Here is a 12,346-nt window from a genome sequence, read left to right as displayed (position 1 = left end):
CGTCAGTTAGCATCCCATCTGACGACCCGTCAGCCAAGGAGCAGGGGGCAGACGTGAACGAGACCCCGCACGTCCTGAGTTCGTCCCGCACCCTGTGGGAGCTGGTCACCCGTCGCGCCGCCCTCACGCCCGACCGGCCGCTCTTCCTCCAGGGCGACCGCGTCCTCACCTTCGACGGCCTCCGCGCGCGGGCCGAGCGGGTCGCCGCGGGCCTGTACGGCATGGGCGTACGCCCCGGCACGGTGGTCGCCTGGCAGCTGCCCACCCGCATCGAGACAGCCGTGCTGTCCTTCGCGCTGGCCCGCCTCGGCGCCGTGCAGAGCCCGGTCATCCCCTTCTACCGGGACCGCGAGGCCGGCTTCGCACTGCGCGAGTCGAGGGCGGAGTTCTTCGCGGTGCCGGGTGAGTGGCGCGGCTTCGACCACGCGGGAATGGCCCGGCGGCTGGGTGCGCGGGGCGTCTTCGAGGCCTACGACGACCTGCCCGACGGCGATCCGTCCGTGCTGCCTCCCCCGCCCCGCGACGGCACCGCCGTCCGCTGGATCTACTGGACGTCCGGCACGACCTCCGACCCCAAGGGCGTACTGCACACGGACCGTTCGCTGCTCGCGGGCGGCTCCTGCCTCGCCCACGCGCTGCGCCCCTCGGCGGACGACGTGGGGTCGATCGCCTTCCCGTACGCCCACATAGGCGGGCCCGACTACACGGTGATGCTGCTGCTGTACGGCTTCCCTGCGGTGCTGTTCGAGCAGTTCGCGCTGCCGGAGGCGCTGGAGGCGTACCGCGCGCACGGGGTGACGATGGCGGGCGGCTCGACGGCGTTCTACTCGATGTTCCTGGCGGAGCAGCGGAAGCGGCCGGGGACCCCGGTCGTCCCCTCACTGCGGCTGCTGGCGGGCGGCGGGGCGCCCAAGCCGCCGGAGCTGTACCACGCCGTCGTACGGGAGATGGGCGTGCGGCTCACCCACGGCTACGGCATGACCGAGGTGCCGATGATCACCATGGGGTCGCCGGACGACCCCCCCGAGCTGCTCGCGACGACCGAGGGGCGGCCGCCGGAGGGGATGGAGATACGGATCGTGGACGGGGAGGTGCGGTTGCGCGGGGAGGCCGTGTGCCGGGGCTATCTGGATCCGGGGCAGACGGCCGAGGCCTTTGACGAGGAGGGATTCCTGCGCACCGGCGACCTCGGGCACCTCGCGGTCACCGGGCACCTGGTCCTCACCGGCCGGCTGAAGGACGTGATCATCCGCAAGGGCGAGAACATCTCGGCCCAGGAGATCGAGGACCTGCTGCACCGGCATCCGGCGGTCGGGGACGTGGCGGTGATCGGCCTGCCGGACGCGGCGCGCGGGGAGCTGGTGTGTGCGGTGGTGGAACAGCCGCCGGAGGCCGAGGCCTTGACGCTCGCCGCCGTGACCGCCTTCCTGCGCGCCGAGGGACTGTCGGTGCACAAGCTGCCGGAGCGGCTGGAGGTGGTGGACGCCCTTCCGCGGGGCGAGACCCTGCGGAAGGTGCTGAAGTACAGGCTGCGCGAGCGCTACGCGGGCACGTGACGCATTTCGCGCCCACGGCTCTCTGCCCGCACGCGGCCCTGTCCGGGCGCGGGCCTATTCGGGCGCGGGCCTATTCGGGCGCGGGCCTATTCGGGCACGGTGAAGTAGCGGGCGAAGGCGGGGATGACCTCGGCCTCGCCGACCTTTCCGTCGCTGTCCGCGTCGAGCGTGGCGGCGGCCGGGCCGGCGAGATCCCCGGGAACGCCGAGGCACTTCAGCACGCGGGCGGTCTCCTCGACCGTCGCGACGCCGTCACCGTCGGTGTCGGCGACGTCCAGGGCCGCGTGCAGGAAGGGGCGGGCGATCTCGGCGAACCGGTCGGGGTTGTCGCGCAGGCGCTTGACCGCGCCGGTGACGAACTCCTCGCGCGTGATGCGCTGGTCGCCGTCGCGGTCCGCGATGCCGGCCATGCCCTGCCAGAACGCCTCGGCGCCGCCGTACAGAGCCTGGCCCTTGTCGGAGCGGGCCGCCACGCCGAACTCCCCGAGCAGTGCCTTGGCCGCTCCGTAGAAGTCCTCGCGGTCGATGTAGCCGTTGCCGTCCTGGTCGAAGGTGGCGAACCGGGCGGCGATCCTGCGCTCGTACTCGCTGCTGACCATGTCTGTTTCGGGCCGCCTTACGTCGGGTGGGGTGCGTCTCGCTCGGAGCGTACGACGGAGGGAGCGGTTCGGGCACGGGAAAACGTCACTTGTGCCAAGACCGGGGGAATTCCGGGACAACGGCGTGTCGCAACGGCAACTCTAGCCTCACCGTGCGTGGTTGTCCCGTCACGCGGACAGGGGTTCGCCCTCGTCGCCGAGGGCCGCGTCCAGATCGCCGTACACGTCGAACAGCCTGCGTACGCCGAGCGCGCCGAGGACCCGGTTGACGTGGGACCCGTCGGCCGCGCCCCGGGCGGGCAGCACGAGGCGCAGCCGACCCTGGCAGGAGCGGATCAGCCGGCGGGCGGCGATGAGCACGCCGACGCCGCTGGAGTCGCAGAAGAACACCTCGGACAGGTCCAGGACGAGACAGTGGTGCCCCTCGGCCACCACGTCGTGCACGCGCTGGCGCAGCACCGGTGACGTCACCAGGTCCAGCTCGCCCGACACCTGGAGCACGGCCCATTCACCCTGCTCGCCGCCGGTCACTTTGAAGGTCACCACCACGCCCCTCGCTCGCCAGAACGGAAGCAGTCCCTACGCTTCCTTGCAGCGCGGCTGCCCAGCGGCAGTTCCCTGAAACACAACCCGAAAAACGGATCCCCCGCAGAAGCGGCTTGTTTTAGTCGGCTTCGATCCTGTTCGATCCTCTTCGGTCAGGTCTGATCGGGCGGCAGGCGGGTAGGCGCGGCACCAAAGGCATCCGCTGCGGCCACCGGCGGCCCTCTACCACCTGCGGCCGGTCAGGGGGCGCACATTGCCGCAAAGGGGCGTGCGCTATCGGACGTGCCGACTACATTCGAGGAGACGTCGGGCACAGGCTGGACACGGCACGGAAGCGGGACACGGGCAGGGGGTGAGGGGGCCGCATGGCGAAAAAGGACGTACCGCCTCGCTGGGACCGCAAGATGCAGCAGCGGCTCGCCCGCGGGGAAGCCGCCGCCCTCGGTGAGCTCTACGACCGGTTCGCCTCTCTCGTGCACGGCCTGGCCCACCGCGTGCTCGGTGACGAGCGCGCCGCCGACGGCATCACGCGCGAGGTCTTCGCCCACGTCTGGGAGCACCCCGACACCTACGACCCCCGGCAGGGCCCGCTGCGCACCTGGGTCGCGACGCTGACCCACCGGCTGGCGGTGCAGCGGCTGCGGGCCACCGAGACCGCCGCCCTCACCCGCGACGGCTCCGGCACCGCCGAGGAACTGGAACTCAAGGTGCGCAGCGCCGCGGTCACCGCCCGCGCCGACTACATCGTCCAGTCCATGCCCGTCCCGCTGCGCTCGGCCCTGGAGCGGGCCTACTTCCAGCGCCGCGACTACCGCCGGACCGCCGCCGACCTCGGCATCACCGAGGACGAGGCCCGCCGCCGCCTGCGCCTGGGCCTGCAACTGCTCTCCACCGCCCACGACACCGAGGCACCCGGGGCACCCGGCACACCCGGCGCACCGCCCGGTTACGGGGGTGCGGTGTGAACGGGCCGGACCGCTTCGAGTCGTACGACGACCACGAGGGAGAGGACGGCGACGGGGAGAGGGACGGCAGGCGGGAAGCCGGCGGCATGGGCGGCGAAGGCGAGGAGGGCGGCGATGCCGGGCACGCCCCGCACACCCCCGGACCCGGCCGGCCGCCGTGGATACCGATGCCCCGGGCGTCCGTCGAGGACGGCGGGCTGCCGCTGCCCGCGCTCGCGGACCTCGGCGAGGCGGCACCGCCGCCCGCACGGCCCGTGTTCGAGCACCCCGTGCTGAAGTCGCTGCTCGGCGCCTGGGCGCTGGCCGCGTGCTCGGCCGAGGAGGCCACGGCCGTCGAGGAGCACCTCGGCGAGTGCGGCGGGTGCGCCGACGAGGCGCGGCGGCTGCGCGAGGCGGTCGGGCTGCTCCAGCGACCCGAGAGCCTCGACCTCGACCCGGGCCTGCGCACCCGCGTCCTGGAGACCTGCCTGGAGCGGCGCCCGCCCCGCGTCCCGGTGCCGGACTGGGCCGCCGCGTACGACGCCGAGACCGCGCGCCTGGACGCCCTGCTGCAGGACTTCGGAGACGCCGAGTGGCACGCGCCGGTACGGCTGCGCTGGTTCCGTTCCGACGCCCCGACGAGCCGCCGTACGACCGTCGCCGGGGTCATCGCGCATCTGCTCAGCGTCGACGGCCTGGTGGCTCTCGCGCTCGGCCTGGACGACCCGCTGGGCGACGTCCCGGCCCGGCGCCCGACCCCGGCGGCCCGCACCGAGGCGTACTGGCGTGCCTCCCACTTCCCGCCCACGCGCGCCGTACGCGCCCCCTGGCGGGAGCAGACCCACAGCCTGGTCCGCACGGTGGCGTTCACGGGCGGCGGGGCGGGGCGGACGACGATCCCGTACGGCGACTTCGGCCTGCCGCTGCACGACGCGATGCTCGACCGGGCCTTCGAGTGCTGGGTGCACGCGGAGGACATCGCGGACGCGGTCGACTACCCCTACGACCCACCGTCGCCACGCCACCTGCACCACATGATCGACCTGGCGGCCCGCATGCTGCCGACGGCCCTGGCCCACCGCCGTCAGGCCGGCCTCGCGGCCCCCGCCCACCACCGCCACCTCGTGACGGCCGGCGAACCGGGCCGCAGCCTCCGCCTGGAGATCGAGGGCTCCGGCGGCGGCGAGTGGCTGATCCCCCTCGACTCCCCCGCCGCCAAGGGCTCCGCCGAGCACGAGGTGGCCCACGTGGCCCTCGACGGCGTCGAGTTCTGCCGCCTGGCGGCAGGCCACGTGCCGCCCCAGGAGGCGGCGGCGGGCCAGGTGGGAGACCGGGAGGCGATCAGGGACGTCCTGTTCGCGGCGGCTTCACTCAGCAGGATGTGACCGGCTCCTAGGCGAAGATCACGGTCCGTCGCCCGTTGAGCAGGATCCTCCGCTCGGCGTGCCACTTCACGCCCCGGGCCAGCGCCTGGCACTCCACGTCCCGCCCGATGGCGACCAGCCCCTCGGGCGTCACGTCGTGCCCGACCCGCTCGACCTCCTGCTCGATGATCGGCCCCTCGTCGAGGTCGGCCGTCACATAGTGAGCGGTCGCCCCGATCAGCTTCACACCCCGGGCGTGGGCCTGGTGATACGGCTTCGCCCCCTTGAAGCTCGGCAGGAACGAGTGGTGGATGTTGATGATCCGCCCGGCCAGCGCCTTGCACAGGTCGTCCGACAGCACCTGCATGTACCGGGCGAGGACGACGAGTTCCACACCCTCCTCACGCACGATGTCGAGCAGCCGCGCCTCCGCCTCCGCCTTCGTGTCCTTGGTCACCGGGATGTGGTGGAACGGAATGTTGTACGAGCCCACCAGCTCCGCGAAGTCCGTGTGGTTGGACACCACGCCCGCGATCTCCACCGGCAGCGCCCCGGTCCGTGCCCGGAACAGCAGGTCGTTGAGGCAGTGCCCGAACTTGCTGACCATCAGCAAGATGCGCATCTTCCGGTCGGCCCGGTTGATCTGCCAGTCCATCTGGAAGGAGTCGCCGATCGCCGCGAAACTGGCCCGCAGCTTCTCCACGGTCACCGGGGCGTCCGCCGAGAAGTGGACCCGCATGAAGAACAGTCCCGTGTCGTGGTCGCCGAACTGCTGGCTGTCCTCGATGTTGCAGCCCGTCATGAACAGATAGCTCGACACGGCGTGCACGATGCCCTTCCTGTCCGGGCAGGAAAGGGTGAGGACGTACTGGTCGGGCGGGACCTCGGCGGTGGTGGACTGCTCGTTCATGCAGGACAGGTTCCCACAAGGAACTACGCGACCGGCAATCGTCCCGCTAGGCGGACCTGGTCATGATCTGCAGGACCTCGAGGCTCTGCGGCGGCGTGTCCGGCTCCTCGCCGTCACTCGCGGCGAGCCGCACATGCGCGTCCCGGGCCGCCCGGACCGCCTCCGGCCACGCCTCGTGTTCGAGGTACGCGGCGACCGGCGCGTCCGGCCCGACCTGGTGCATGATCCGCAGCACCCGCAGCACGGCCGTGTCGACGAGGGCCGCCTCCTGCGAGTCGCGGAAGATCGTGCCGACGTACTTCTCGGCGGACCAGTGGTCCAGCCAGGTGTCCTCCACCAGCCGGTACACCGCGTCGGTCACGTCGCCGTAGCCGTCCACACCGGCCAGCCAGACGTCCCGCTGGAACCCGGGGTCGGAAAGCATGTGCAGCGCCGAGCGCACGTTGCTGCGCCAGCGCCACCACGGCATGTCGTTGGCAGGCATGCCGCCCATGGTGGATGAGCGACGGCCACGACGGGAAGAGTTCTCCGAAGCTTGCACGGTCATCGATCGTACGTTCCCCTCCACATCGGTCACACCAACACCCGCAGAACCCCCGCAATTCACCTGCGCGTCACCCATTGTCGACCGGAGGTCACGCACGGGTTAGTCATGTGGCGGAATCGTGCGGGCCATGACCGGCAGGCGACGCAAACGCAGCACATTCCTCCCCGGCCTCCTCACCCCTCACGCCAGATCCGGCGTCCTCTCCGCGGGCACGGCGGTCGCGTGCGCGACGCTCCTCGCCGGCTGCGGGGTCGTCCCCGGCACCACGGGGGATGCCGGGGACGGCACCATCACCGTCATGACCTGGGCGCCGCAGAACACCAAGGCCACCAACAAGCCCGGCATGCCCGCCTTCGCCCAGGCCTACGCCCGCTGGATCAACGCCAAGGGCGGGATCAACGGCCGCAAGCTCAACGTGCTGACCTGCAACGACCACAACGACAGCGTCGCCGCCGCGAAGTGCGCCCGGCGGGCCGCCAAGGAGAACGTGGTCGCGGTCGTCGGATCCTACAGTCAGTACGCCGACTCCTTCTTCCCCTCCCTGGAGGGCGCGGGCATCCCCTACATAGGCGGCTACGGCATCACCAACGACGAGTTCACCAGCCCCCTGTCCTACCCCGTCAACGGCGGCCAGCCCGCGCTGCTCGCCGGCCTGGGCAGCGCGCTCGCCGGCGACTGCGGGCCCGTCGTGCTGATCCGTCCCGACACCATCACGGGCGACCAGCTGCCCCCGCTGCTCGACTCGGGCCTGAAGACGGGCGGGCACGAGGGCTCGCGGGACCAGCGGGCGGCGGAGGACGCCTCCGCGTACGACGGCCAGGCCGAGCAGGCGCTGCGGACGACGACCGACGACCCGGCGGACCGGGGGTGCGTGGTGCCGGCACTCGGCGACCGCACCGGGACCTTCATGGACTCCTTCCGGCGGGCCCGGAAGGACCATCCCGGCGTACGCACGGCCACGGTGATCGGCAGCGTCGACCAGACGGTGATCGACGCGACCGGCGGGGCGTCCGGGCCGTACGAGGGCTCGTACATCACCGGCTGGTATCCCGTGGCGAGCGATCCGCGCTGGGACGGGATGAAGCAGGTGATCCGGGAGGCGGCCTTCGGCGACAACCGCATCGACGCCGCGGACGCCGGCGTGCAGACCACGTGGATCGCCTACACCGTGTTCAGCAGGATCGTCGAGTCGCTCGGTGGCGGCGAGGTGACCGCCGACACCGTGACGGCGGCACTGAACGACGGCCTGAAGATCAGCACGGGCGGGCTCACTCCGACGCTGCGGTGGCGGTTCCAGGACAAGCTCGCCGCCGTCGGCTTCCCGCGCCTGGTCAATGCGAACGTGACCCTGCAGGTGGTGCGCGAGGGACGGCTGGTGTCGGCGCGGAAGGGCTTCGTCGACACGACGAAGACGCTCCAGGACGCCGACGTGAACTACTGAGCGCGGCCGGCCCGGCGGTTCACGCGCCGGGCGTCCCGTTCACAGCTGGGTCGGCTGCCGCTCGGTCAGTCCGTACGTCTGCGCGATGCCGTTCCACAGCTCGGCCGCCTTGGCCTTCTCGGCGCTCGCGACGCCGCTGGCGCGGTTGCCGGCCTGGGTCTGCCCGGTGACCCGGGCCTGGCCCTTCCGGCAGCCCTTCTTGCCCGCGGTCTGGTCGGCCCAGGCCGCGTAGTGGTCGTCGGCCGAGGCCGAGGCCTTCCACGCCTTGGTGAGGGCGGTGGTCAGCGCGGCGTGGTCGGGCAGCTGGTCGACCTCGAGGCCGGAGAGCCGGGTGACCAGCTGGTTGCGCTGCTTGGCCGCGTCGCGCAGGTCCTTGGCGGCCTGGGAGAGGTTGTCGCAGCCCTTGACGTCGGCCACCGCCTTGATCACGGCGCTGCGGCTGTCGCCGCTGTCGGCGAGCAGTTTGTCCAGCTCGACCGCCTGGGCGCGGGCCGGGTCGGCGGAGGGCGAGGCGGAGTCGTCCGTCGCGGGCGCGGAGGCGGCCACGGGCTTGTTGTCGCCGCCGTCGTCACCACCGTCTCCGCCACCGGCGAGCAGCGCGCCCGCGCCGACACCGAGAACTGCGATGCCGATGCCGACGGCGGCGATGACGGGGACGCGCGAGCCGCCGCGCCCGCCGCGCGACCGGCCTCCGGCGGGCGGGGCGTACGAGGGCTGCGGGGCGCCGTGCGAGGGCGGTGGCTGCTCGATGCGGGGCATGTGCTGCGTGGCCCCGGCCGGGCTGTGCGCGCCCTGTTCACTGCGGAAGAGGTTGTCGAACTCGGAGGGCGGCTGCTTCTCCCCGCCGCCGGGCACCGGCGCGATGTACTGCGTCGCCTCGGCGTCCGGATGCGAGGCGGGCGGCACCGGCCCGGCTCCCGCGCCGGCCCGGTATCCGTTCCCCAGGTAGTGCGTCGCCCCGGGGTCCTGCCCGGCGGGCATCTCGGGCGGCAGCGCGCCGGGCCCCACCGGGGGTATGTACTGGGTGGCGGCCTCGCCGGCGGCCGGCGGGACGGGCGGCAGATACTGCGTCGCCGCGGCCGCCGCGTCTCCCTGGACGGGAGGCAGGTACTGGGTGGCGCCCTCGTCGGAGGCCTGGGGCTGGTGACCGGCTCCGGCAGCGGGCGGCAGCGGGGCGCCCGCCCCGGCGGTCCCGTAGGCGCCACCGGCGGCCCCGTACGCCTCGGAGGCCGGAGAGTCGTACCCGGAAGCCGCGTGCTGCGACCGGTCTCCCCCAGGCGGGCCGTAGGGGTCGGCGGATGGCGGCGGTGCGCCTTCCCCGGGAGCGGATCCGTACGCCCCAAAGGCCGGCGGGCCGTAGCCCTGAGCCGGGCCGGTGCCCTCCGCAGGCAGCGCGGCCGAGCCGTCGGGGCTGCCGTACGGGCCGGCGTCGTACGGGCCGGTACCGTACGCGCCCGCGGGCGGCTGCGTGCCGTACGGGTTCGGTGTGCCCTCCGGCGGGAGCGCTCCCGGGGTCTGCGCGCCGGGTGCCGGCTGCTGGGCGTCCCAGGCCTGCTGCTCCGGGGTCGCCCACTGCTGCTGGGACTCGGCCGACTGCCAGGTCCGGCCCGGCGGTTCGGGCGGGGTCTGCTGGTCGGGGCCCCAGGGCCGGCCCCAGGTCTGGCCGCCCGCGGGGGCGGCCGCCGGAGGCCGGCCGGGGGCTTGCCCGCCGCCGGAAGAGGAGTCCCCGGATCCGCCCGTCATGCCCGGCAACAGGGGCTCGCCGCCGTCCGAGGGCAGCACGATGCCTTCGCGCGCGGGGCGCGCCGAGGGCTCCTCGCCCTGTCCACTCTGCGTCACCGGGACTCCTACTAATGGGGGACCTTGTGAATCGTCGGCTCACGCTACCGGGTCCCCGGAGCCCCGTGCCACGCAGCACAGGACGTGATCTCCCGCCCTGTGAGCGCGGTAACACCACGGGGTCACGGCACGCCGCTCATGTCACCTCCCGCGCGTCAAGCGACCCTTTCCCGTGCGTTCACGCATCCGCAGACCTTGTGTTCACGCCGCCGCCTGCAGGTCGAGCCGCGCCCCGAACTCCCTGACCACCGCCTCGTCCCGGTACGGCTCCAGCCGCTGCTGGAAGTCCTCCAGGTACTCGGCGCCCCGGTTGGACCGCAGCCCCTCCAGCAGCTCCACGGCCTTCATGCCGGTGTGGCACGCCTCTTCGATCTCGCGCTGCTGCACCTGCGCCGTGGCCAACAGCACATATCCGATGGCCCGGCGGCGGGCCCGCGTCACGGGATGCCCCGCCAGCGACTCGTGCGCGCAGTGCGCCGCCGCCTCGGCCTGCCCCAGGTCCCGGTGGCAGTGGGCCAACTCGTCGGCGAGATAGGCCTCGTCGAAGTGCGCGATCCACACCGGGTCGTCCCCGGCGGCGGGGTCGGCCGCCTCCAGGGCGCTCACCGCGCGCCCGGCGGCGGTCTGGGCGGCGCACGCGTCGCCCATGAGGGCGTGCCCGCGCGCCTCCGCCGCGTGGAACATCGACTCCGCACGCGGCGTCACGCGCCCCCGCGCCCCCTCCTGCGCCGCCCGCGCCAGCTGCGCGATCTCCCTCGGGTTTCCCAGCTGCGCGGCGAGATGGCTCATGGAGGCGGCGAGGACGTACCCGCCGTAGCCCCGGTCCCCGGCCGCCTGCGCCAGCCGCAGGGCCTGGATGTAGTAGCGCTGGGCCAGGCCCGGTTGCCCGGTGTCGACGGCCATGTAGCCGGCGAGCTCGGTCAGCCGGGCCACCGCCGCGAACAGGTCCCGCCCGACCGCCTCCCGGTACGACCCCGCCAGCAGCCCCGAGACCACGCTGTTGAGGTAGTGCACGACGACCGGGCGCACATGCCCGCTGCCGTACTGGTGGTCGAGGTCCACCAGTGCCTGCGTCATGGCCCGCACCGCCTGCACGTCGGACTGTCCGACGCGCGGCCCCGCCGAGCGCGACACCTGGCCGTCGGGTGCGGAGATCAGCCAGTCGCGGCTGGGCTCGACGAGCGCGGACGCAGCGACGGAGGAACCGGACAGGAAGTCCCGCCGCCCCACGTCACTGCGCCACAGCTCACAGACCTGCTCGATGGCCCCCAGCACCGTCGGCGAGAACTGGAGGCCCACCCCCGAGGCGAGGTTCTTGCCGTTGGCCATGCCGATCTCGTCGATCGTGACCGTACGGCCCAGTTTGCGGCCCAGCGCCTCGGCGATGATCGCCGGGGCCCGGCCCCGCGGCTGCTGCCCGCGCAGCCAGCGCGCCACCGAGGTCTTGTCGTAGCGCAGGTCGAGCCCGTGCTCCGCACCGCACATGTTGACCCGGCGGGCGAGGCCGGCGTTGGAGCAGCCGGCTTCCTGGATGAGCGCCTGGAGCCGTTCGTTCGGCTGCCGGGCGACGAGCGGCCTTGCGGCCATGGCGTACCCCCTGTGGCTGCGGTGCCTGCCCACGCACCGAGTTGACGTGTCTTCCGCGGCCGGGCCTTCCACGTCCCGGCGAAAGGATCCGGCCGTGAAGATCAATGCCCCGACGATCAGGCGAAAATGCGAGGCATGTGAGGATTGCCGGGGTAACGGCTGATGCCGGCCCCACTCCTGGCTACCCCGCTCCGGCCACGGATCCTCCTGCGCGCCCCCGCACATGCACCCATGCGCCCCGGCCACGGAAGCGATGCCCCTCCCCGCGCACGCGGGCGGGCGTAACCCCTGGTGACGACCAGAGTTGTGTTCATCGTGGAAGAGACGATCGCCGGCACCGAAGCCGCTCAGATCCCGAAGCAGCGCGGGGAATCGCTGCTGGAGACCGCTGTTCGCTACGCCGAGGAGCGCCACTGGGACGTGTTCCCCGGCACCTGGCTGGAAGCCGCCGCCGGGAGTCAGCGCTGCTCCTGCGGTGACGCGGCGTGCCCGGCGCCCGGGTCGCACCCGGCGCGTCCGGACTGGGCGACGCAGGCGACGGGCAGTGCGACGGTCGCGCGGCGGATGTGGCAGAAGCAGCCGACGGCGTCGATCCTGCTGCCGACGGGGCGGACGTTCGACGCGATCTCCGTGCCGGAGACCGCGGGGTTCCTGGCGCTGGCGCGGATGGAGCGGATGGAGCTGACGCTGGGGCCGGTGACGCTCACGCCGGATCGGCGGATGGAGTTCTTCGTGCTGCCGGGGGCTTCGGCGAAGGTGCCCGATCTGGTGCGCAAGCTGGGGTGGTCGCTGTCCTCGCTGGATCTGACCGTGCTGGGCGAGGGCACGTATGTGGCCGCGCCGCCCACGCGGTTCGGGTCCCGGGGGGCCGTGCAGTGGGCCTGCCGACCGACGCCCGCGAACCGCTGGCTGCCGGATGCGGAGGAGTTGATCTCGCCGTTGGCTTACGCGTGCGGCCGGGACCGGTAGCGCCTGATCGTCCGCGCGGTTGCCGATTCACGGCGGCTGCGGGC

11 protein-coding genes are annotated in these 12,346 nt (G+C 73.0%); 5 read left to right on the top strand and 6 right to left on the bottom strand.

Annotation, left to right across the window (positions count from 1 at the left end; genetic code table 11):
• The first annotated feature begins 53 nt into the window (after positions 1–53).
• Positions 54–1,556: a class I adenylate-forming enzyme family protein gene (locus ACZ5TL_RS26160; RefSeq protein WP_468592750.1), complete on the top strand. Its 1,503-nt coding sequence runs from the start codon at positions 54–56 to the stop codon at positions 1,554–1,556.
• A gap of 86 nt (positions 1,557–1,642) precedes the next feature.
• Here ACZ5TL_RS26160 and ACZ5TL_RS26155 read toward each other — a convergent pair whose 3' ends face one another.
• Entirely contained in the window at positions 1,643–2,155 is a 513-nt protein-coding gene (locus ACZ5TL_RS26155; RefSeq protein WP_468592749.1) for an EF-hand domain-containing protein, read from the bottom strand.
• Positions 2,156–2,323: 168 nt separating this feature from the next.
• Positions 2,324–2,704: an STAS domain-containing protein gene (locus ACZ5TL_RS26150; RefSeq protein WP_010035749.1), complete on the bottom strand. Its 381-nt coding sequence runs from the start codon at positions 2,702–2,704 to the stop codon at positions 2,324–2,326.
• A gap of 362 nt (positions 2,705–3,066) precedes the next feature.
• Here ACZ5TL_RS26150 and ACZ5TL_RS26145 point away from each other — a divergent pair, with 362 nt between their 5' ends.
• Entirely contained in the window at positions 3,067–3,666 is a 600-nt protein-coding gene (locus tag ACZ5TL_RS26145) for a sigma-70 family RNA polymerase sigma factor (RefSeq protein WP_468592748.1), read from the top strand.
• Complete coding sequence (locus ACZ5TL_RS26140; protein ID WP_468592747.1) at positions 3,663–5,030, top strand: maleylpyruvate isomerase N-terminal domain-containing protein; 1,368 nt, start codon at positions 3,663–3,665, stop codon at positions 5,028–5,030. Before ACZ5TL_RS26145 ends, ACZ5TL_RS26140 begins: the two co-directional genes overlap by 4 nt.
• A gap of 7 nt (positions 5,031–5,037) precedes the next feature.
• Here the strand turns inward: ACZ5TL_RS26140 and purU are convergent, their stop codons facing one another.
• Both purU and ACZ5TL_RS26130 read right to left on the bottom strand, forming a co-directional pair.
• On the bottom strand, positions 5,038–5,919 hold the full coding sequence (gene purU / locus ACZ5TL_RS26135; protein WP_468592746.1) for a formyltetrahydrofolate deformylase: 882 nt from the start codon (positions 5,917–5,919) through the stop codon (positions 5,038–5,040).
• Between the two features lie 46 nt (positions 5,920–5,965).
• Positions 5,966–6,466, bottom strand: a complete 501-nt coding sequence (locus ACZ5TL_RS26130) for an SCO4402 family protein (protein WP_468592745.1) — start codon at positions 6,464–6,466, stop codon at positions 5,966–5,968.
• A 127-nt stretch (positions 6,467–6,593) separates the two neighbouring features.
• Here ACZ5TL_RS26130 and ACZ5TL_RS26125 point away from each other — a divergent pair, with 127 nt between their 5' ends.
• Positions 6,594–7,907 (top strand): ABC transporter substrate-binding protein, encoded by a 1,314-nt coding sequence (locus ACZ5TL_RS26125; protein WP_468592744.1) that lies wholly within the window; start codon positions 6,594–6,596, stop codon positions 7,905–7,907.
• Positions 7,908–7,946: 39 nt separating this feature from the next.
• On the opposite strand, the gene ACZ5TL_RS26120 is transcribed toward ACZ5TL_RS26125, so the two are convergent.
• Together ACZ5TL_RS26120 and ACZ5TL_RS26115 are read right to left on the bottom strand one after the other, a co-directional pair.
• Positions 7,947–9,746 carry a hypothetical protein gene (locus tag ACZ5TL_RS26120; protein ID WP_468592743.1) on the bottom strand — a complete coding sequence of 600 codons (1,800 nt, stop codon included), beginning with the start codon at positions 9,744–9,746 and terminating at the stop codon, positions 7,947–7,949.
• Positions 9,747–9,947: 201 nt separating this feature from the next.
• Positions 9,948–11,333 carry a transcriptional regulator gene (locus ACZ5TL_RS26115; protein WP_468592742.1) on the bottom strand — a complete coding sequence of 462 codons (1,386 nt, stop codon included), beginning with the start codon at positions 11,331–11,333 and terminating at the stop codon, positions 9,948–9,950.
• Between the two features lie 306 nt (positions 11,334–11,639).
• Here ACZ5TL_RS26115 and ACZ5TL_RS26110 point away from each other — a divergent pair, with 306 nt between their 5' ends.
• Positions 11,640–12,302, top strand: coding sequence for a bifunctional DNA primase/polymerase (locus tag ACZ5TL_RS26110; RefSeq protein WP_468592790.1), 663 nt, complete (start codon positions 11,640–11,642; stop codon positions 12,300–12,302).
• Positions 12,303–12,346 lie beyond the last annotated feature (44 nt).

The organism is Streptomyces sp. NPDC033136, assembly GCF_055578235.1.
This window is presented reverse-complemented; position numbering and strand designations above follow the sequence as displayed.